The organism is Streptomyces rectiviolaceus (assembly GCF_039533825.1).
GTDB classification, from domain to species: domain Bacteria; phylum Actinomycetota; class Actinomycetes; order Streptomycetales; family Streptomycetaceae; genus Streptomyces; species Streptomyces rectiviolaceus.
Genome location: NZ_BAAAUG010000126.1, coordinates 68,251 through 87,101, shown reverse-complemented (window position 1 = coordinate 87,101; position 18,851 = coordinate 68,251). Strand labels below are relative to the sequence as shown.

Below are 18,851 nucleotides of genomic sequence, written 5' to 3'. Positions count from 1 at the left end.
CGCAGCCCGGCGCGGCGTGCACGCGCCACTGCCGGATTCCGAGCGCGCCGACGTCGACCGGATCACCGCGACGGCCACCGCCACTCTGGGCGAGGCAGGCTTCACCGAGGCGTACCGGCAGGGCGCCGTCCTTGACCCGGCGACGGCCGCGCGCACCGCCCGTGCGGCGCTGGAGTGCGTGCCAGGATGAAGCCGTGATCGGAAAGCCCGGCGTCGACAGCGGCGACATCACCCGGCACGTCCAGGCCGCCTATGGCCTGCGTGTCGTCGACGTCGCCCCTCTGGCACTCGGTGCGGACGCCGACGCCGCCACGTTCCGGCTCTCCGCTGACGACGGCGCGTACTTCCTGAAGCTGCGGCGCGGGACGGCGGACGACACGACAACCCGACTGCAGAGCTACCTCGCCGAAGCCGGAGTCGGTTCCGAAGCTGCGCGCGTCATCGCTCCGCTGCCCGACCGCGACGGCCGTCTCTCGAGCCCCCTTGATGGATACGTCGCCGTCCTCTACCCCTTCGTCGAAGGCCGCAGCGGATTCGACGTGAGGCTGACGCAGGATCAGTGGACCGCGCTGGGGACCTGCGTGCGCGCCCTGCACGGTGTCGGCCTGCCGCCGGACCTGCGCTCGTCGATCCGGGTGGAGGCCTATGGCCCACTGTGGCGTGACAAGGTGCGCCGCCATCTCGCCTCCGACACACCGCAACGCCTGCCCGACGCCCCGGCAAGGGAGTTGGCCGCCATCCTCAAGGCTCGGCGGCAGCAGCTTTCCGCCATCGTCGAGCGTGCCGAAGAGCTGGCGGCGGTTCTGCGCGGAAGGGACCGGGCATCGGTGCTGTGCCATGGTGACCTGCACGCTGGCAATGTCGTGGTCGCCGACGACGGGGCTCTCGTGGTGGTCGACTGGGACGATCCCGTGCTGGCGCCGCCGGAGCGCGACTTGATGTTCATCGGAGGCGGGGTGGGCGGTGTCTGGAACGAGCCTGCCGAGTGCGCCGCCTTCTACCGGGGCTACGGCCGCGGCACGCACGAGGTCGACGCGCGGACGCTCGCGTACTACCGATGCGAGCGCATCGTTCAGGACACCGCCGAGTTCTGCGACGAACTCCTGCTCGGCGCGCCGCACGACGGCGACGACCGCGCGCTCAGCCTGCGTCACTTCGCCGGTCAGTTCCGGCCGGACGACGTCGTCGACATCGCCGAGCGCACCTACGCGGCGCTCGGGGGCTGAGCCACCGCGTCGAGGTCCGTCGGCGGCGGTACCGGTCGTTCAGTCCAGCAGTTGCGTACGCAGCCGGGCGATGAGGGGGGCGTCGACGCCGAGTTGCTTGACCGCGTAGTCGTGCACCGAGCCGTAGGTGGCGGTCAGGTCGGCGAGGAAGAGGCGCATGATCTCCTCGGGCGCCCGCCCGTAGCCGGGCCAGTTCAGCGGCCGGTCAGGGTGGGCCGCCTTCCAGTCGGCGATCAGGCGGTCCGTGGCCAGTTCGGTGAGGGCGAAGTCCGCGACGATGTCGTCCTCGTCCACGCCCAGGAGCGAGAGGACGAGACCGGCGAGCAGCCCGGTGCGGTCCTTGCCCGATGCACAGTGGAAGACCTGTGGGGCGCTCTCGGACGCGATGGTCTCAAGGGCCTGGTGGAGTTCCCCGGCGCCGTCGATGGCGACCTCCGCGTACCGGTCGGCGAGGAAACGCCAGGGGTCGAGGCCGGGGTCGATCTCCGCCTGGTCGTAAGGGCGGTGCTCCACGCTGAGGTTGACGTAGGCGAGCCCTTCCGCTTCGGGCACCCGTCCCTTGGCCTCGATCTCCCACGGGTAGCGCAGATCGATCACCGTGCGGATGTCCAGCGCATGGAAGCGGTCCCAGTCGGCGCCCTGCAACTTGGCGAGCGAGTCTGAGCGGTACAGGCGGCCCCAACGCACCGTGCGACCGTCAGAGGTCCGATAACCGCCCAGGTCCCGGAAGTTGTGCAGGCGCTCGAAGTCTATGTGTCGTCTCACCCGCGGAAGCCTACGTGGCGGAGCCCCAGGGGCACCGGCGCCGGCAGGCGGGCGGAGTCCGTGGATAGCTCGTGGTCGACGTCAGGGCGCGACAGACCTTGGGCCCGGGCTGAGGACTCCCACAGCGGGCAGGGACTCCAGCAGGAACGCTGCCGCCTCCTTGAGCGGTGCGGGAGCGCCGGTGGTCCCGAGCAGGCGGGACGCCGTCGTTCCGAGTTCCTGAGTCGTGCGTACGGACCCGATGCGGGCGGCGCGGGGAGCGAGCTCGGCGATGAGGTCCTCCGCCTCTCGCCAGGCTCCGGCTCGGGCCAGGGCCGTAAGAAGCTGCGCGGTGAACAGGTTCCGGTAGGAGGGGCCGGGCGCGGTGGCCGCCTCGTGCAGGAGGGCAATGGCCTGGTCCCAGCGGCGCAGCCGGGCAAGGACCCAGCCCTGGTGGCCGAGCAGTTCGGTCTGGTCGATCCACCAGGCCCAGGGCGGGTCGTGGCGCGATACGCCGTCAAGGAACCGGCTCTGGGCACGGGACATCAGGTCCATGGGCTCCCGGTGGCCGCCGAGCATGGCGATCGCGTGCGCCTGGCGGATCAGGACGAGGCTGCTGACCCTGGCGGGGAGCGCTCGCGTCCCGCTCACGCGGGAAGCGGTCTCCAGGGCGGTGCGCGGCGCACCCGTATGGGCCTTGAGCATGCTGTCGTTCAGCAGGACGAAGCGGGCCGTCCAACGGTCGCCGCAGAGCTCCGCCAGGGCCAGCGCCCGTGCGTTCATCCGGTGGGCCCCGCGGTGGAAACCCGCGTCGAAGAGGATCCACCCGATGACTTCGCACAGTTCGGCGAGGGCCGCGAGCCGGTCGCTGCCCTGGTCGCGCAGGGCCCCGGGATCGGCGGACAGTTCCGGGATGCGCCGCACGGCCTCGCGCACGGCGGGCATCGCGGAGGTCGCGCCGGACGTGGCGTCGAGAGCCACGAGGTGCTCGATGGTGCGCGCGGCCAAAGCGATCACCGGCGTCATGAACTCCGGCTCGGGGACGTGAACTTCTTGCGCCACGCCAACGAGACGTACACCAGCGCGATCAGGACCGGCACCTCGATCAGCGGGCCCACCACCCCGGACAGCGCCTGCCCGGACGTCACGCCGAAGGTGGCGATGGCCACCGCGATGGCCAGCTCGAAGTTGTTGCCCGCGGCGGTGAAGGCGAGGGTCGCGGTGCGGTCGTAGGCGAGGCCGATGGCCTTGCCCAGGGCGAAGGTGCCGAACCACATCACCGCGAAGTAGACGAGCAGCGGCAGTGCGATGCGGACCACGTCCAGCGGCCGGGAAGTGATCGTCTCCCCTTGGAGCGCGAAGAGGACGACGATCGTGAACAGCAGGCCGTACAGGGCCCACGGCCCGATCCTGGGCAGGAACGCGGACTCGTACCTCTCGCGGCCAAGGCGCTTCTCGCCGATCCGGCGGGTGAGGAAGCCCGCGAGGAGCGGGACGCCGAGAAAGACGACCACGTTCAGGGCGATCTTCCACGGGGAGATGTCGAGCTGCTCGCCGTCACCGAGGCCGAGCCAGCCCGGCAGCAGGTCGAGGTAGAACCAGCCGAGGACGCCGAAGGCGAAGACCTGGAAGACGGAGTTGAGAGCGACGAGGACGGCCGCCGCCTCGCGATCGCCGCAGGCCAGGTCGTTCCAGATGATGACCATCGCGATACAGCGGGCGAGCCCGACGATGATGAGCCCGGTGCGGTACTCGGGCAGGTCCGGCAGGAACGTCCACGCCAGCGCGAACATGACGGCCGGGCCGACGAGCCAGTTGATGACCAGCGACGAGGCCATCAGCCTGCGGTCGCCCGTCACGGCGTCGAGCCTGTCGTAGCGGACCTTGGCCAGGACCGGATACATCATGATCAGCAGGCCGACGGCGATCGGCAGCGAGACACCGCCGATCTCGACCTTGGCGAGGGCGTCGTCCAGTCCGGGGACCAGCCGCCCGAGACCGAGGCCGAGACCCATCGCGACGAGGATCCACACCGCGAGGAACCGGTCGAGGGTGGAAAGTCTGGCGACGATCGAGGCATCGTCGGTGCCCCGGGGCGACGCCGCGGTGCCGGGTTCGGTCGCGGTCATCAGCAGGCCCGCTTCCGGTTGGAATCGACCGTCGTGCGCGCCGTGGCCGCCAGCTCCCCGAGGGAGCCTGCGAGCGTCTCGATGGCCTCGGGCCGCAGCCGGTAGTAGGTGAAGCGCCCGCACGGCTCGGTCTCCACCACACCGGCCTCGCGCAGCACCTTCAGATGGTTGGAGAGGTTCGTCTGCCGGGCACCGGTCTCCTCGACCAGGTGCGTGGTGCAGAGCGTCTCGTGGGCGAGCAGGGTCACGATCCGGAGCCTGAGCGGGTCGGCGAGCACCCGGATCAGATCAGTGTCGACTGACGTCATCATGTACTGATACTTTCACATCACCCGGAACTGATACCAGTCCGGGCTGAACCGTACCGAAGGAAGAGCCGATGCCCGCCTCCCCCCTCGCCTCCGTCCTCTTCGTCTGCGTCCACAACGCCGGACGCTCACAGATGGCCGCCGGATTCCTGACCCACCTCGCGGGCGATCGCGTCGAGGTGCGTTCCGCCGGTTCGCTGCCCGGCGACCAGGTCAATCCGGCAGCCGTCGAAGCCATGGAGGAGGTCGGCGTCGACATCTCCGACCGGCGGCCGAAGGTGCTGACCACCGAGGCCGTCCAGGCGTCCGACTACGTCATCACCATGGGCTGCGGCGACGCCTGCCCGGTCTTCCCCGGCAAGAAGTACCTCGACTGGGAGCTGGCGGATCCGGCAGGTCAGGGGGTGGAGGCCGTTCGCCCCATCCGCGACGAGATCAGGACCCGCGTCGAGGCCCTCGTCGCCGAGATCGACGCGGGAAGCGCGAGCGCGCGCTGATCGTCAGCGGGATGCGTCGCGGAGCGTGGCTCACCGGTACACCTCGGCCGAATCCGAGCGGCCGACATCGCGGACGACTTCCAGACCCAGTACGCGGTCGAGGTGGGCGAACGTCTCGAACTTGGCGCCGCCCGGCACGTCGCCGGCTGCCTCCAGATCGCCGAGGAGCCGCAGCACGGCCGGGGTGTCGAGACCGTTCTCCAGGGCGGCGCGGGCCCTTTCCACGAAGTGGGCGGGCATCGCCTTGGACGGCTCCTCGGCCCAAGCGGCCACGGCTTTGCGCCAGTTGGCGAGCTTCTCACCGGCGGCATCGACGGCTTGCCCGGTGACGTCGACGGGTTCGTGATGCGGGTGGCCGAGCAGGAGCAGCCGCAGGGCGAGCGCGTCTCGTTCCACGTCCTGGTCCGCGCCCCGGTCCGCGTCTCCCCTGACGGCGGCTTCGCCGACGTGCAGGGACAGACCGCCCGCGCCTTCGTACGTACGGCTGGTGAAGTGCACGGCCGGCTGACCGCCGAGAGCTTCGGCGATCTCGTCGGCGGTGCCGTGGGCGTCGGCCGGACGGATACCGGCGGCGTCGGCTGCCTCGGTCGGCGGGCACGTCCACCCGATCAGGACGGCTCGGCCGCGCAGCTCGACGACGCGGGCCAGGACGTCCGCGACGAGGAGCACACGCAGACCGGTCAGGTCGTCCGGGTCGGCGGCCGACGGCGCGTGGGCGCACATCCGCAGCGGTCCGAACCCGGCCAGATCATCCACGATGCTCAGCACACCACAGAGACTAGGCGTACCGCCCCACGATGGCACCCGGCGGGAGCGGGGAGCGGCCGGGCGGGTTCAACGGCTCCCCGCCCGCCCGCTCCCGCTCAAGCGCTCTCCCTCACGCCGGTCCGACCCCGCCCGTACAGGCCGCGCCGGGCTCGGGAGTCTGCTCGCCCTGGACGTACTTGCCCAGGAACTGCTCGACCCGGGGATCGGATGCCTTGTCCACGGTGAGCTGGCGGCCCCACGCGGTGAGCGTGAGAGCACCCTTCTGCTCCTTGACCGGGCTCATCAGCGTGTAGGGCGTCGTGCGGACCTTCTGGCCCAGCGTCTTTATGTCGCCGGTCGCCGCCTTGTCGTTGTACGTGATCCACACCGCGCCGTGCTCCAGCGAGTGGACGGCGTTCTCCTCGCCCAGGGGCTTGTCGTACACATCGCCCTGGCAGTTGGCCCACGCCTGGCTGTGATCGCCGCCCGCTGCCGGGGTCATCGGGTAGTCGACCGTCTTCGTGACGTGATCGCGCCCGAGCTTCTTCGCGTCCCACGTCTTCTCGCCGTTGACGGGGGCCTGCGCGACGGCCTCTTTCTTGTCCTTCTTCTCCGACGCGTCGAGCAGGACGTACGAGCCGAATCCCGCGAGCCCGGCCAGTACGGCCACGCCCGCGGTGATGGCGATGACACGGTTGCGCCGGTCGCGCGCCTGCTCGGCGCGGCGCAACTCCTGGATGCGGGCCTTGCGTTCGGCGGAGGTCGCGGCCTTCTTGCCTGTCTTGGAGGTGCCGGTCTTGGAGGTGCCTGTCTTGCCTGTCTTGGAGGTGCCCATGTTCGGAGATGTCCTTGTCCCCGCCGTGCCCGGGGCGCGGCGGTGGGGATGGTGTGAGGTGATCGGCGCGGGCGCGCGACCGCTGCCGCGTCCGTGACCGGACGGGTTCGGCCTCGCGGGGTCCGGCCTAGGTCCGCTGCACCTGAAGGACGTGGAGGTCAGGGGCGTACCGGTGAACAGGCTCTCGCGGTACGGGATGCGCGGCGGGCGGCGGCGCGGGCAGCCCCGCATCCCCCGGCGTCGTCGGCGCCGAAGGTTCGGGGGCCGGGAGCACGATCGCCGCGGCGTGCGTGGCGGATGCGCACTGGTCGCCGGGCGGACAGCTGTGGCCGAGTGAGACTTCCTCGGCGGAGGCCGAGGCTCCGGCTCCGCCCATGGGCGCGGCGGAGGACGAGAGCACGTCGCGGGCGCGTGTGTCGTCGTGCTGTGCCGCCGAGCCGAAGCACACGCACAGGACGGCCAGCAGGGTGGTCAGGCTGATCCCGAGAACGGCGCAGCGCGCGGCGGCACGCAGCTCACCGCACACCGTGTCCCGCAGACCTGACGCCATGGCCGCAGATAGTAGCCGCTGCCGGATCTGTGCCGGACTCAAGCCCCGTGGTGCGCGAGGACCTTGTGCGGGTCCGGGGCGCCGGGCACGGGCGCCGGATCGGCGTGCACCAGTGCGGCGGTGAGCTTCGGCACCGCGTGCAGCAAGGCGTGCTCCGCGTCGACAGCGACCTCGTGCGCCTCCCGTACGGACAACTCCCCGTCCACCACGACCGCCACCTCGGCGCGCAGCCGGTGTCCGATCCAGCGCAGGCGCAGCTCGCCGACACCGCGTACGCCGGAAACGGCCAGGAGCGCCTCCTCCGCCGCGTCGACCAGGGCCGGGTCGACGGCGTCCATCACCCGGCGGAAGACCTCGCGCGCCGCGTCCCGCAGGACCAGCAGAATCGCCGCGGTGATCAGCAGGCCAACGATCGGGTCGGCGAGCCGCCAGCCGAGGGCCGCGCCGCCCGCGCTCAACAGGACGGCGAGAGAGGTGAATCCGTCGGTCCGGGCATGCAGGCCGTCGGCCACCAGGGCGGCCGAGCCGATCTCGCGGCCGACGCGGATGCGGTAGCGGGCGACCCATTCGTTGCCGATGAATCCGATGACCGCGGCGGCAGCCACCACCCAAAGGTGCGCCAGGGTACGGGGGTTGAGCAGTCGGTCGACCGCCGCCCAGGCGGCGAAAGCCGCGGATGCGGCGATCGTCAGGAGGATGACGATGCCCGCGAGGTCCTCGGCGCGGCCGTAGCCGTAGGTGAAGCGGCGGGTGGCGGCCCGTCGGCCCAGGACGAAGGCGATGCCGAGGGGGATCGCGGTCAGGGCGTCCGCCGCGTTGTGCACGGTGTCGCCGAGCAGCGCGACGGAACCGGTGAGCACCACGATCACCGCCTGGGCCACGGCCGTCACGCCCAGGACGGCCAGCGAGATCCACAGCGCGCGCATGCCGCGCGCGGATGATTCCAGCGCAGGGTCGACCTTGTCGGCGGTCTCGTGCGAGTGCGGCTTCACCACGTGCCCGGCCTTGTGCCGCCACCGGGCCAAACGCCCCGCACCGCCGGTCTCATGACCATGACGATGACCATGTGCGTGGTCATGGTGGTGGTGCTCGTGCGGAGGGTGCGGGTGGTGTCCGTGCTGCTCACTCACGAGTACGGCCTTCCGACGCGGGACGGGAGAGTGGACACCGCGAGGCGCCCGCACCCATTATGTGCGTATGAGCGCACGCATGCAGCTATCACCTGCGCACGGTGCGCACCCGCAAGATCCGGGCGCCGAGCACTTCGCCCATGCGGCCGAGGTCCTCGGTCTCCTCGCCGACCGCACCCGGCTCGCCCTGCTGCACACCCTCGGCACGGGCGAGGCGGACGTCACGACACTGACTGCCGCGTGCGGCGCGGCCCGCCCCGCGGTCAGCCAGCACCTCGCCAAGCTGCGCCTCGCCGGACTCGTTTCCGTACGCAAGGAAGGGCGACGGATGGTCTACGGCCCGCCCGACGGGCACCTGCGCCGCGTGGTCGACGAGGTCCTGAACCTCGCCGACCACCACCTCAGCGGCGCGGCCACCCACGACTGAGCGTGCCTCAGGCGTAGGTGCGCCTGCCACGCCGGTAGGCGATCTCCCCCAACGCGATGTCCACGGCGAGGAAGGCCGCCAGCGGGATGCCGAGCAGCGGCACGAAGTAGCCGAGCACGGCGATCACCGCCATCAACGGGACCAGGACGTACGCCGGTACGTTCTGCCACGTCCCGCGCGGCAGCGGACGCCCGAAGGAACTGCCGCGCCCGCGCTGCCACCACATGCGGTACCCCCACACGATCATCAGGATCAGGCCGAGGGCGAGAACGGCGAGAGCGACCTGGTTGGCGAGCCCGAACAGCGTGCCGGTGTGCGCGTCGATGCCCCAGCGGGTCAGCTTGGCGAGCACGGGGTAGTCGGCGAACCGCAGTACTTCGGTGACCTCACCGGTGGCCGGGTCGACGGCGACGGAGTCCTGCTTCTCGGGCCAGCTGCGCTGGATCTGCCGGACGACGTACGTGGACGACGCGTCGGCGGGCGGCACGACCTCGACCGGGTCGGAGAGCCCCTCGGCACGGGCGGACTTCAGCACGGCGTCGAGCCCGGCACCGCCGCCGGTGGCGCCGGACGAGCCCGATCCACCATGGCCCGCGTGCTCTCCCCCGCCCGCGGCGGCCGCCGTCAGCTCCGGCGTCGTCTGCCCGATGGCCTCGCGCAGGTCGCCGACGCTCTGTCCCGCGTACGTCGACCAGGTCAGCCCCGTCGCCGACAGGAAGATCAGTCCGGCGGCGGCCCACACACCCACCGAGCCGTGCAGCGAGAGCGTGCGCCGACGGCCGGTGGCCCCGCGCAGCTTGCGCTGGGACCTTCGCCGGCCGAACCACAGCACCAGACCGCCGCCCGCGATCACCCACAGCCAGCTGGCGGCGAGTTCGCTGTAGAGGCGGCCGGTCTCGCCCAGGTGCAGATCGCGGTGGAGCTCGTCGATCCAGGTGCGCAGCGGCAGCGCGCCGGTTGAGCCGTACTGCTCAAGGGCGCCCCGCACTTCGCCGTTGTAGGGGTTCACGAACACGGCGAGGGTGTGGTCGGCGTCCACGCCCGGCGCTCCGGACAGCAGCACACGGGTGGTCGCGCCGTCCTCCGGCGAGGGCCGTACCGCGTTGACCGTGCCCTCGGGGTGCGCCTTGCGGGCGGCGGCCACCTGTTGCGAGATCGGCAGCTCGGTCTTGTTCTCGCCGACGGGGACGCGCAGTTCGTGGGAGTACACGATCTTCTCGGCCTGGTACGAGCAGGCGTACAGGAGTCCCGTGGTGGCGGCGACGAGCAGGAAGGGGGCGATGAGCACCCCGGCGTAGAAGTGCAGTCGCAGCACGAGCGGACGCAGCGACGCCCACCCGGACCGTCCTGCGGAGGGCGGCGGCGCCCCCTGGGTCTCCTGCCCGTCATCCGGGGCGAGGAGTGTGGGTTCGGCGGACATGAGCTGCTCTCCTGGATCAACGGCGGTGCGGATCGGCCGTGGCCGGCCGGTGCAGGAGTCGGCCGGCGAGGCGGAAAAGTTCCCGGAGAAGGCCATGAATTTGCGCCAGGCGCGCCCCAGGGGCGGGTGCGGGGAGATCCGGGGCCACGGGGAGGATCCGGCGGACCGCCGCGCGCCGCGATCGCTTTTCCCCGCGCCGTTCACCGGCGGCAGGGGCAGAACTGGCGTCGGGAGACCGGAACCCACAGGACCGGGAGCCTCCCTGGACCGGGCCCCAAGACTCCGTTGGGGACGCGATGCTCCAGGGCCGCGAGTTGTTCGACAGCCATGCCTCGCGTGCCGACCACCTCGACAACCAGGCCCCCGCCACCGCCGCCGACGCCCTCTCCGCGTGCGAACAGGCCGTGACCGCCTGCGCGGTCGGCATGCTCGCCGAGAAGGTGGCCGACGAACTGCGGGCCGCCGTCAACCGCGATCGGAACTGCGCCGACGTGGCCTCCGCCACGCGGTGCGTGATGGCCTGTGAGCACGGCCATGAGCTGCGTGCCCGGCATGCGCCGCAGCACGAGCACTGCCGCCTCTACTCCGAGGCCACCGACAGCGCGGCGGCCGCCTGCCGCGAAGTCCTGCGGAGTCTGCGGGCCCTGGGCGTCGGGCCCCGCTCAGTCGGCCGTCCCGGCGTTCCCGGGGAGCAGTTCGCGCAGCATGGCCTCGAACTCGTCAGCTGTGACGGGCGTGTCCGCGAGGAGCGCCTGTAGAAGCAGGCCGTCGTAGGCGTTGGCGAAGAGCTTGACGCGCAATGGATCGTCGGTGAAGAGCCGGGCGAAGGCGCACAGCGTGTCCGCCCAGTGCCGCGTGGGCCCGCGCAGGTCGGGCCTGCGCGAGGCGAGCAGGCACAGTTCGAACTCGGCGAGCAGCCGCCCTGGGGCCGTGAGCAGGTCGGCCATCAGGCGGGCGAGGGCGCCGCGCTTGTCGGCGCCCTCGTCGGGTGCCTCGATCAGCCGGCGCAGCCGCTCGGAGTCCTCGTTCATGCAGGACGTCAGCGCCGCGGTCAGCAGGGCGTCGATGCTCTCGAAGTAGTACGTGCTCGCGGTGGTCGGCAGCTCCGCCTCGCGGGCCACCTTGCGGTGGGTCACCCCCGAGGCGCCGTCACGCGCGATCACGCGCAAGGTGGCCTCGATCAGTTCACGTCGACGGCGTTCGCCCTTGGCCCGACGGCCGTCGGTGATCGACTCGTTCAGTGTGCGACTCCTGTCCGGTGACGGTCTCCGCGACGATACCTGGCTGGTGAGGCCCTCTCGCAGCCTCCTCCCCCTCGGCCGCCCGCGCCGTCTCGGCGCTCACGTGCCGGTAGCTCAGCAGGGTCGTCAGGAGCGCGAGTGCGCCCATGGCCAAGGACACGACGAAGCCGGCCCGGGTCCCGAAGGAGTCCACGACCTGTCCCGAGGCGGCGGCGCCGAGCGCCACGCCGATCTGCAGGCCCGCGATCATCCAGGTCATCCCTTCGGTGAGCCGGGCCGCGGGAGTGAGCTTCTCGACGATGCCCATGATGGTGACCATGGTGGGCGCGAAGAACACGCCGGCGAGGAAGACCGCGGCGGACAGGGTCGCGATGCTGTTCACGACGAGGAACGGCAGTGTCGTCAGGGCCGTGCCCGTCACCCCGAGCACGAGGAGCCGTGGGAGCGGCACGCTCCACTTCAGCGCACCGAAGGTCAGCCCCGAGACGGCGGACCCGACGGCGTACACGGCGAAGACGATCCCCGCGGACCCCTTCTGCCCCTGCTCCTGGGCGAAGGCGAGCCCCATCGTGTCGACGGTCCCCGCGATGGCGCCGCCGAACATCAGCGTGAGCGCCATCGCGAGAAGCGAGCCGGACCTGATCGCCGACCGCCCCGCGCCGCGGGCCTGCGGCTGCACGGGCGGTTCGGTGCGCTTCTGCGGGACGAAGAGCAGTACCCCCACGACGAGGAGCACCGCCGCGACCATCGGCCCCGCTTCGGGGAAGAGGGCCGTGCCAAGGACCACGGCGATGGCGGGCCCCACGATGTACGTGAGCTCGTCGACCACGGATTCCAGGGAGTACGCGGCGTTGAGCCGCGACGAACCGCGGTACAGATGGGTCCAGCGGGCCCTGACCATCGCGCCCATGCTCGGCATGAACCCGGCCAGGAACGCGAAGACGAAGAGGGTCCACACGGGCGCGTCGTAGTACGCGCACAGCAGCAGCCCGCCCAGCGCCGCGACGCTGACGCCGGTGGCGGGAAGCAGCACACGTCCCTGCCCCAACCGGTCGACCACGCGCGATATCTGAGGGCCTATCAGTGCCATGGACAGCGTGAACGTCCCGGCGACGGCGCCCGCGAGCGCGTACTCACCCCGGAGCTCGGACAGCATCGTGAGGATGCCCATGTGGGTCATCGGCAGCGGCAGCCGCGCGAGCAGCCCGGCCGCGGAGAAGCCCTTGGCCCCGGGGGCGGAGAACAGCACGCGGTAGGGGTTAGCCATCGAGCGCCCCTCGGCTGTTTCCGGGCAGCAGGAAGTGGTGCATTCGGGCCTCCGCGGCGCATCACAAGAAACTTGAACGAACGTCCCACTTTCTATCACGGGCGGTGTCTCGGAGGGACGGGGCCCTGCTCACCGGTCCGGTTCGCCCCGCGCTCCGCGATCCGGCAAACTGCCCGGATGGACTACGAGTTCTGGAACGACATCCACACCCGCGGCGGCATCCCCGCGGTCAAGAGCGCACTGGAGGAGCTTGCGGAGCGCGGCTCTCCGGAGGACGTGGACGCCGCGATGGATCTGGCCTGCCAGGTCATCGCCGACGACACCGCCCGCCTCCAGGCCCGCGCGGATCAGGCCGAGGCCAGGCTGCGGATGCTGACCGACGAGGCGCGTGAGGTGGGCCGGCAGGTCGACGCGCACGCCGGGGCCGAGGGGTCCGCCGACGCCGAGCCGTCGGAGCGCGCAGAGCGTGAGTGACCGTCACCGGGCGCCGGGCAGCTGAGCCGCGGAGCTGCTTGGCGCTTTCGGGGCTCCACCGGTGGGCCCGACCGGTGCTAGCGTCCGAGCGTCCGGCGCGTACCGCGTCGGCGCCCCTTCACCGTCTTCTCGAGCACGCCAATCTGTCGAATCTCACGAGCTTCTCGAGCGCAATTCCTTGACCGGCCACCCGTCGCTGAAAGGGATGCACCATGACCGTGGAAGACCTCGGCGCAAGCGGCACGACGGCCCCCACCCCCGAAGAAGTCGGGGCGATGTACGACCAGTTCGGCGACATGCTCGCCATGACGCTCGGCTCGACCGCGCTTCACATCGGCATGTACGCGCCGCACGGCGAGCGCCCGCCCGCCACCACACTGACCGCGCTGGCCGACCTCGCCCAGGACCGGCAGACCGAATTCCTCGTCGACACCATCGACTTGGCGCCCCACGAGCACCTGCTCGACATCGGCTGCGGCACCGGCGGCCCGGCCGTCCGCCTGGCAGAGCGCACCGGCGCCCGCGTCACCGGGATCAATGTCAGCAAGAGCCAGCTCGCCCGGTGCCAGGATCGCCTCACGGCCCGGGACCTCACATCCCGGGGCCTCGCCGAGCGGGTCGACTTCGCCTACGGCAACGCCATGCGACTGGACTACGCGGACGCCGCGTTCGACGCCGCCTGGTCCATCGACTGCGTCCCCCACCTCTCCGACCGGCCCGCAGGGCTCCGTGAAGCCCTGCGGGTGCTGCGCCCCGGCGGACGGTTCCTGTTCACGGAGTTCACCCTGCGCGGCCGCCCCACCGCCGAGGAAGTGCAGGCCTACACGCGGATGTGGACCTGTCCCCCGCTCACCCCGTTCGCCACACTCGTCGACGAACTCCAGCAGACCGGCTTCCGCGTCGAATCCGTGCGGGACATGACCGCGAACGCGGCGCTGTGCGGCGAGCTCATGTGCGTGCTCTACGAGGACCGGCGCGGCGAGATGGAGGAGCGGTTCGGCAAGGAGGCCCTGACCCACACCGATCCGCTGATGGCCCCCTACCGCTCCTTCTGCCGCAACCACATGGACTACTACCTGCTCGTCGTGCGCGCCCCCGAGGCCTGACGCGTCGCACGCTCGGGCGCGACCCGCAGGCCTACCGCGGGTCAGTTCACGGTCACCGTGACGACGGGCGAGACGGTGGCGCCGGCGGCGACGCGCAGTTCGTTCTTGCCCTTGATGCCCAGTTTGACGCGCAGGCCATAGCTGCCGGACTTGTTGACGACCGTACTGGCGGGCAGGGCCTTCCACGCCCCGCGCTGCTTCTGCTGCAGGGTCACCTTGCTCCCGGCCTTCAGTCCGGTCGCCTTGCCCGTGATGCGCAGCTCCTGCCAGGCGCGGACGTGGGAGACGGACGCCTTCGCCGTGAGCGTGGCCGGGGCGGGCTTGGCCGCGGCCTGCGCCGGGAGCGGCTCCGGGCCGCGCCCGTCGGCGAGCGCGGCGGTGGCGGGAATCAACAGAACCGATCCGGCGAGAGCGGAGACGGCGGCGGTGCGCAGAAGGCTGTGGCGGCGGGTGTTTCGCATAACGGCAGTGATCCCCTTGGGTGTCGGTCAGTACGCGGTCCTCGTCGTGCGACGAGCCGCACCATGAGGAACATAAACGTATGCACCCGACATTGCGATCACCCCGAGAGCGCGTAACGGAATCCGGTAAAACCGGTCACAGCGCCGCAACTGCCCTCGCTGCCCGGCCTGATCAGCGCCGGACCAGGTGGGCATGGGTGGCGGTCGCGGAACTGACGAGCTCGGTCACCTGATAGCCGTCGATCCCGTCGGCCACGTTGTCGAGCAGCCGCTCGCCCCGGCCGACGAGGAGCGGGACGACGACCAGATGCATCTCGTCGATCAGCCCGGCGCGCAGATACTGCTGCACGGTGGCCGAACCGCCTCCGATGCGTACGTCCTGGCCCGCCGCCGCGTCGAAGGCTCGCGCGAGGACCGTATCGATGGGCTCGTCGGTGAAGTGGAAGGTGGTCCCACCCTCCATCGCGAGCGAGGGCCGCACATGGTGGGTGTGGACGAACACGTCATGGTGGTAGGGCGGGTTGTCACCCCACCAGCCCTTCCACGACTCGTCCTGCCACGGACCGCGCTGCGGACCGAACATGTTGCGGCCCATGATGGTGGCGCCGATGTTCTCCTCGCTGCGCTCGATGCACTCGACGTCGATCCCCGACTTGCCGTCGGCGCGGTCGCGCATGGCGGCGATCATCCAGTCGTGCAGCCCTTCGATCCCGTCCCCGAAGGGCTCGTCGAGGCGCTGATGGGGGCCGGCCGCGAAGCCGTCCAGGGAGACGGTGACGTTGTGTACGCGCACTTTCGGCATGACGTTCTCCTCCTGGGTGTCCTGCTCTCATCTTGGCGTCGAACGAACCACGGCGGGATCGACACACGCGCAGAGAAATCAGGCCAGGATTCTGACGCAGGTCCGCGACGTCGCCGCGTTCAGATCCCGAGCACGGCCTTCGCCGTCATGAAGTAGATGATCAATCCGGTCGCGTCGACGAGTGTGGTGACCATCGGCGCCGACACCACGGCTGGGTCGATCCGCAGCCGCCTGGCGAGCAGCGGCATCGTGCCGCCGATGGTCGCCGCCCAGCCGCAGATGACCACCAGGGTGATCCCGACCACCAGGGCGATCTTGGCGCTGACGAACAGCGTGCCCACGACCACGCCGAGGATCGCGAGCAGCGAGCCAAGGACCAGACCGACGCGGCACTCCCGCCATATGACCTTCAGCAGGTCCGAGCCGCGCACTTCGCCTACGGCCAGGGCACGTACGCACGCGGTGGCGGCCTGCGCCCCGGCGTTGCCGCCTGCGCCGATGAGCATCGGGATGAACATGGCGAGCTGCGCGGCCTTCTCCAGCGTGCCCTCGAAGGACTGGGTCACGCTGACGGTCAGCGTCGCCGCGACGAGCAGCAGGCTCAGCCACAGTGCCCGGTAGCGTGCGAGCTGCCACACCGTCGCGGCCATGTAGTGCCCGGCCCAGGGCGCGGCACCTGCCTGCCGGGCGACGTCCTCGGTGTCGGCGGCCTCGATGACTTCGAGCGCGTCGTCGATGGTGAGCAGCCCGAGGAGCCGGTTCTCGCTGTCGACGACCGGCATGTTCAGGTCGTTGGTCTCGCGCATCAGCCGGGCGGCCCGCTCGGCCGAGTCGGTGGCGTACACGGACACCGGCTCGGTCACGACCAGCGCGGAGACCATCGTCTGCGGCGGGCTGAGCACCAGCTCGCGCAGTTCCGCGATGCCGGTGAGGCGCTTCCCGTCGTCCACGACGGGAAGCGTGTAGACCGTCTCGGCCTGACCGCCCTTCTCCCGTACGACCTCCAACGCCTGCTGCACGGTGAGGTCCTGACCGAGTGCCACGACCTCGGGGGTCATGTATCGGCCGACGGAGCCCTCCGGATAGCCGAGCAGTGCGGATGTCATCCGCCGCTCGTGCGCGCTGAGTCCCGCGAGCACCCGATTGGCGACCTTGGCGGGGGCTTCCCGCAGCATCCTGGCCCGGTCGTCGGGGTCCATGCCCTCGACGAGGTCCAGGAAGTTGTGATCGCGCAGCCCCTCCAGGATCTGCTGCTGGTCGACCGGCTCCAGCTCCTCGAAGACGGTCAGCGCCCGGTCCTTGTCGAGGAGCCGGAAGGCCATGCCCGCGTCGACCGCGTCCATCCGGCCGAGCTCGTCGGCGATGACGTGGGGCGGATTGGTCTCCAACCACTCAAGAGCTGCGTGCAGTTGATGGCTCTTGAGTATGTCCTGCAACGACTCGGGGAGCTCCGGGCGCAGCTCGTCGGGCAGGTTCGTCTGAGGCATGGGACAGGTCCTCGGCGCAGCGGTGAGACACAAAACGGGGCACCCAGGGGCAGAGCGCGCCGATGAAGGCTACACGTGCTCGATGAACGCGCCGCGGTCGCACCTCTCGATGGCTCGACGGGTCACTGCGCCCGCGCGGTTCGGCGGCGGACGAGGCTGATCAGGGACGGTCCGCCGCGCAGGCACCACAGGGCGATGACGGGGTCACAGATGGCGCAGCCCAGGGACGAGTCGTGGGCGAAGGGGATGATGGGGTTGCCCTTGTAGTGGTGGAGCAGGTCCCATCCGGTGTGGAGCAGCCAGGCGATGCCGATGAAGGTCCAGGACTCCAGGCCGCGGTAGGCGCAGTAGGTGACGGCGGCGGCGAAGAGGAACTCCCAGCCGCCGAAGCCGCCGCCGCTCAGGTAGGCGGCCCCCGCCCCGGCCACCATGATCGCGTTGAAGCGGCGGCGCCGGTCCGGCTCGCGGATCAAGGACATCACGAGGGCGTAGAGAACGCCGATCAGTATCGGCGCGACATAGGTCATGACCTGCATGGAGTTCCCTCGGTGGTGGTGCGCGCCCGGTCCTTGCCGGGATCACCGCCGAAGCTACCCAGGCCCGGGACCACCTCCCAGTGGCATTAATGACATCCTTCAACGGGATAGCGCCACCGGGAGTGCGGCCTCCTCACCCCGGCCCCTCACCGCTCCCTGTTCTCGCGACGGCGCACCTCACTGCCCGCCAGGACGGACTCGATCCCGTGACGCCGTTCCCCCAGAACCTGACGGCAGTTGGCGGCTTCCGCCGCCGGGCCGAAGGGCTGCGAGGCGCGGCGCGCCGCTACCGCCGCCGCGGTGTCGGCGGTCACGAGGTCGGCGTTGATCGCCGTCGCGGCGGTCATGCCGGAGGCCGCGGACACCATGACTCCGGCCACGAGGTCGGTGACGTTGCCCGCGGCCCACACCCCGGCGACGCCCGTGAATCCCGTGGCGTCCGACTCCACGTAACTCCCCACGCCTCTGGGGTGGTCGACGCTCGTCAGGCCGAGATCCGCGAGCATCCCACCGCGCGCCTCGAACCGCGGAGCCACGGCGAGAGCCCGCACCGGGATGTGCCTGCCCGAGGCCAGCCGGACGCCGCAGAGCCGGTCCTCCTCGACATCCAGACCGGCCACCTCACCATCGACCACCGCGATGTCGCGGGCGGCCAGTTGCTCCCACTGCTCCTCGGTCAACTCGCCCGCGGTGTGCAGGAACAGGGTCACGTCGGGCGACCACTGCCGGAACAGCAACGCCTGGTGCATGGCCATCATCGGACCGGTCGCCAGGACGCCGATCGTCTCGTCGCGCACCTCCCAGCCATGGCAGTACGGGCAGTGCAGGACGTCACGGCCCCACCGCTCGCGTACCCCGGGGACGTCGGGAAGTTCGTCGACGAGCCCCGTCGTCACCAGCAGACGTCGCCCGCGGTGGCTCCGGCCGCCCGCGGTGTCCACCGCGAAGCCCTCGCCGACCCGACGCACTGCCGTGACCAGGTCCGACACGATCCGCCCGCCATACCCGATGACCTCATCGCGTCCGATCCGCAGCAGTTCGCCCGGCGCGAGGCCCTCGCGGGAGAGAAACCCGTGCACCCCGTCGGCGGGGGCGTTGCGCGGCTCCCCGGAGTCGACCACCAGCACGGAGCGCCTGGCCCTGGCCAGGGTCAGCGCCGCCGACAGACCGGCCGCACCGCCCCCGACCACCACCACATCGGCTACCGCATCCAGTCCTACGATGTCTTGCTCGTTCGTCTCAGTCATGCCGACACCGTGCGCCCGGCACCTGAGTTCCGGCAAGCTTCCTTGCTGTTTCGGCAAAGAGCAGCGCGGTCGCTCACCGCTCGCACCTCATTTCCCCGACCAGTGTGGGCACTTGGTCCGAGGGAGACGTGGCCGCGGCTTGTCGTAGCGTATGGCGACCGCCCGGGACCGTCTGAGCCCCCGCGGTCTTCTCAAGCACGGGCTTGACCATGAGGGA

21 protein-coding genes and 2 pseudogenes are annotated in these 18,851 nt (G+C 70.9%); 7 read left to right on the top strand and 16 right to left on the bottom strand.

Annotated features, from left to right (window positions below; all coding sequences use genetic code 11):
* Both ABD378_RS31520 and ABD378_RS31515 read left to right on the top strand, forming a co-directional pair.
* Positions 1-190, top strand: a 190-nt coding sequence (locus ABD378_RS31520) for a hypothetical protein (RefSeq protein ID WP_344526402.1), incomplete at its 5' end; no start/stop codon positions are given.
* Positions 191-194: 4 nt separating this feature from the next.
* A complete protein-coding gene (locus ABD378_RS31515) occupies positions 195-1,226 on the top strand; it encodes a phosphotransferase enzyme family protein (RefSeq protein ID WP_344526400.1) in 1,032 nt (343 codons plus the stop codon).
* A 39-nt stretch (positions 1,227-1,265) separates the two neighbouring features.
* Here ABD378_RS31515 and ABD378_RS31510 read toward each other — a convergent pair whose 3' ends face one another.
* The 4 genes and pseudogenes from ABD378_RS31510 to ABD378_RS31495 form a co-directional block, all read right to left on the bottom strand.
* Positions 1,266-1,991 carry a tyrosine-protein phosphatase gene (locus ABD378_RS31510; RefSeq protein WP_344526398.1) on the bottom strand — a complete coding sequence of 242 codons (726 nt, stop codon included), beginning with the start codon at positions 1,989-1,991 and terminating at the stop codon, positions 1,266-1,268.
* Positions 1,992-2,072: 81 nt separating this feature from the next.
* Positions 2,073-3,170 (bottom strand): annotated as a pseudogene (locus ABD378_RS31505) (NsdA family TPR-like regulatory protein); the annotation flags it as partial.
* Positions 3,053-4,099, bottom strand: a pseudogene (gene arsB / locus ABD378_RS31500) (ACR3 family arsenite efflux transporter); the annotation flags it as partial. The pseudogenes arsB and ABD378_RS31505, both read right to left, overlap by 118 nt.
* A complete protein-coding gene (locus tag ABD378_RS31495; protein ID WP_344526392.1) occupies positions 4,099-4,410 on the bottom strand; it encodes an ArsR/SmtB family transcription factor in 312 nt (103 codons plus the stop codon). The pseudogene arsB and the gene ABD378_RS31495, both read right to left, overlap by 1 nt.
* Positions 4,411-4,478: 68 nt before the next feature.
* Between ABD378_RS31495 and ABD378_RS31490 the strand changes: the two genes are divergently transcribed.
* Positions 4,479-4,904, top strand: a complete 426-nt coding sequence (locus ABD378_RS31490) for an arsenate reductase ArsC (protein ID WP_344526390.1) — start codon at positions 4,479-4,481, stop codon at positions 4,902-4,904.
* A gap of 30 nt (positions 4,905-4,934) precedes the next feature.
* Here ABD378_RS31490 and ABD378_RS31485 read toward each other — a convergent pair whose 3' ends face one another.
* From ABD378_RS31485 to ABD378_RS31470, 4 genes are all read right to left on the bottom strand, one after another.
* Positions 4,935-5,672: a hypothetical protein gene (locus ABD378_RS31485; protein WP_344526388.1), complete on the bottom strand. Its 738-nt coding sequence runs from the start codon at positions 5,670-5,672 to the stop codon at positions 4,935-4,937.
* Between the two features lie 109 nt (positions 5,673-5,781).
* A complete protein-coding gene (locus ABD378_RS31480) occupies positions 5,782-6,486 on the bottom strand; it encodes a thioredoxin-like domain-containing protein (RefSeq protein WP_344526386.1) in 705 nt (234 codons plus the stop codon).
* Between the two features lie 127 nt (positions 6,487-6,613).
* The gene (locus ABD378_RS31475; RefSeq protein ID WP_344526384.1) at positions 6,614-7,036 is read right to left on the bottom strand and encodes a hypothetical protein; all 423 of its coding nucleotides are present in this window, start codon (positions 7,034-7,036) and stop codon (positions 6,614-6,616) included.
* A 38-nt stretch (positions 7,037-7,074) separates the two neighbouring features.
* Positions 7,075-8,166 carry a cation diffusion facilitator family transporter gene (locus ABD378_RS31470; protein WP_344526382.1) on the bottom strand — a complete coding sequence of 364 codons (1,092 nt, stop codon included), beginning with the start codon at positions 8,164-8,166 and terminating at the stop codon, positions 7,075-7,077.
* Positions 8,167-8,245: 79 nt separating this feature from the next.
* Between ABD378_RS31470 and ABD378_RS31465 the strand changes: the two genes are divergently transcribed.
* Entirely contained in the window at positions 8,246-8,593 is a 348-nt protein-coding gene (locus ABD378_RS31465) for an ArsR/SmtB family transcription factor (RefSeq protein WP_344526380.1), read from the top strand.
* 7 nt (positions 8,594-8,600) lie between these two features.
* Here the strand turns inward: ABD378_RS31465 and ABD378_RS31460 are convergent, their stop codons facing one another.
* Positions 8,601-10,013 (bottom strand): PepSY-associated TM helix domain-containing protein, encoded by a 1,413-nt coding sequence (locus ABD378_RS31460; RefSeq protein WP_344526378.1) that lies wholly within the window; start codon positions 10,011-10,013, stop codon positions 8,601-8,603.
* A gap of 296 nt (positions 10,014-10,309) precedes the next feature.
* Between ABD378_RS31460 and ABD378_RS31455 the strand changes: the two genes are divergently transcribed.
* Positions 10,310-10,771: a hypothetical protein gene (locus tag ABD378_RS31455; RefSeq protein ID WP_344526376.1), complete on the top strand. Its 462-nt coding sequence runs from the start codon at positions 10,310-10,312 to the stop codon at positions 10,769-10,771.
* Here ABD378_RS31455 and ABD378_RS31450 read toward each other — a convergent pair.
* Positions 10,676-11,194: a TetR/AcrR family transcriptional regulator gene (locus tag ABD378_RS31450; protein ID WP_344526414.1), complete on the bottom strand. Its 519-nt coding sequence runs from the start codon at positions 11,192-11,194 to the stop codon at positions 10,676-10,678. The two genes, ABD378_RS31455 and ABD378_RS31450, sit on opposite strands and share 96 nt — an antisense overlap.
* 4 nt (positions 11,195-11,198) lie before the next feature.
* Complete coding sequence (locus ABD378_RS31445) at positions 11,199-12,521, bottom strand: MFS transporter (RefSeq protein WP_344526374.1); 1,323 nt, start codon at positions 12,519-12,521, stop codon at positions 11,199-11,201.
* Between the two features lie 177 nt (positions 12,522-12,698).
* On the opposite strand from ABD378_RS31445, the gene ABD378_RS31440 reads away from it, so the two are divergent.
* Complete coding sequence (locus ABD378_RS31440) at positions 12,699-12,995, top strand: hypothetical protein (RefSeq protein WP_344526372.1); 297 nt, start codon at positions 12,699-12,701, stop codon at positions 12,993-12,995.
* A gap of 212 nt (positions 12,996-13,207) precedes the next feature.
* Complete coding sequence (locus ABD378_RS31435; protein WP_344526370.1) at positions 13,208-14,101, top strand: SAM-dependent methyltransferase; 894 nt, start codon at positions 13,208-13,210, stop codon at positions 14,099-14,101.
* A gap of 41 nt (positions 14,102-14,142) precedes the next feature.
* Here the strand turns inward: ABD378_RS31435 and ABD378_RS31430 are convergent, their stop codons facing one another.
* The 5 genes from ABD378_RS31430 to ABD378_RS31410 form a co-directional block, all read right to left on the bottom strand.
* On the bottom strand, positions 14,143-14,562 hold the full coding sequence (locus tag ABD378_RS31430) for a hypothetical protein (protein ID WP_344526369.1): 420 nt from the start codon (positions 14,560-14,562) through the stop codon (positions 14,143-14,145).
* 172 nt (positions 14,563-14,734) lie between these two features.
* Positions 14,735-15,364, bottom strand: coding sequence for a dihydrofolate reductase family protein (locus ABD378_RS31425; protein WP_344526367.1), 630 nt, complete (start codon positions 15,362-15,364; stop codon positions 14,735-14,737).
* A gap of 119 nt (positions 15,365-15,483) precedes the next feature.
* Positions 15,484-16,851: a magnesium transporter gene (mgtE, locus tag ABD378_RS31420; RefSeq protein WP_344526365.1), complete on the bottom strand. Its 1,368-nt coding sequence runs from the start codon at positions 16,849-16,851 to the stop codon at positions 15,484-15,486.
* A gap of 122 nt (positions 16,852-16,973) precedes the next feature.
* Positions 16,974-17,378, bottom strand: a complete 405-nt coding sequence (locus ABD378_RS31415) for a DUF6010 family protein (protein WP_344526412.1) — start codon at positions 17,376-17,378, stop codon at positions 16,974-16,976.
* A gap of 155 nt (positions 17,379-17,533) precedes the next feature.
* Positions 17,534-18,634 carry an NAD(P)/FAD-dependent oxidoreductase gene (locus ABD378_RS31410; RefSeq protein WP_344526363.1) on the bottom strand — a complete coding sequence of 367 codons (1,101 nt, stop codon included), beginning with the start codon at positions 18,632-18,634 and terminating at the stop codon, positions 17,534-17,536.
* Positions 18,635-18,851: the final 217 nt, after the last annotated feature.

Coding starts and splice junctions, on each gene's coding strand:
- ABD378_RS31495 (WP_344526392.1), bottom strand. CDS start 4,410: ATGATGACGTCAGTCGACACTGATCTGATCCGGGTGCTCGCCGACCCG.
- ABD378_RS31490 (WP_344526390.1), top strand. CDS start 4,479: ATGCCCGCCTCCCCCCTCGCCTCCGTCCTCTTCGTCTGCGTCCACAAC.
- ABD378_RS31480 (WP_344526386.1), bottom strand. CDS start 6,486: ATGGGCACCTCCAAGACAGGCAAGACAGGCACCTCCAAGACCGGCACC.
- ABD378_RS31475 (WP_344526384.1), bottom strand. CDS start 7,036: ATGGCGTCAGGTCTGCGGGACACGGTGTGCGGTGAGCTGCGTGCCGCC.
- ABD378_RS31465 (WP_344526380.1), top strand. CDS start 8,246: ATGCAGCTATCACCTGCGCACGGTGCGCACCCGCAAGATCCGGGCGCC.
- ABD378_RS31460 (WP_344526378.1), bottom strand. CDS start 10,013: ATGTCCGCCGAACCCACACTCCTCGCCCCGGATGACGGGCAGGAGACC.
- ABD378_RS31455 (WP_344526376.1), top strand. CDS start 10,310: ATGCTCCAGGGCCGCGAGTTGTTCGACAGCCATGCCTCGCGTGCCGAC.
- ABD378_RS31445 (WP_344526374.1), bottom strand. CDS start 12,521: ATGGCTAACCCCTACCGCGTGCTGTTCTCCGCCCCCGGGGCCAAGGGC.
- ABD378_RS31440 (WP_344526372.1), top strand. CDS start 12,699: ATGGACTACGAGTTCTGGAACGACATCCACACCCGCGGCGGCATCCCC.
- ABD378_RS31435 (WP_344526370.1), top strand. CDS start 13,208: ATGACCGTGGAAGACCTCGGCGCAAGCGGCACGACGGCCCCCACCCCC.
- ABD378_RS31430 (WP_344526369.1), bottom strand. CDS start 14,562: ATGCGAAACACCCGCCGCCACAGCCTTCTGCGCACCGCCGCCGTCTCC.
- ABD378_RS31425 (WP_344526367.1), bottom strand. CDS start 15,364: ATGCCGAAAGTGCGCGTACACAACGTCACCGTCTCCCTGGACGGCTTC.
- mgtE (WP_344526365.1), bottom strand. CDS start 16,851: ATGCCTCAGACGAACCTGCCCGACGAGCTGCGCCCGGAGCTCCCCGAG.
- ABD378_RS31415 (WP_344526412.1), bottom strand. CDS start 17,378: ATGACCTATGTCGCGCCGATACTGATCGGCGTTCTCTACGCCCTCGTG.
- ABD378_RS31410 (WP_344526363.1), bottom strand. CDS start 18,634: ATGACTGAGACGAACGAGCAAGACATCGTAGGACTGGATGCGGTAGCC.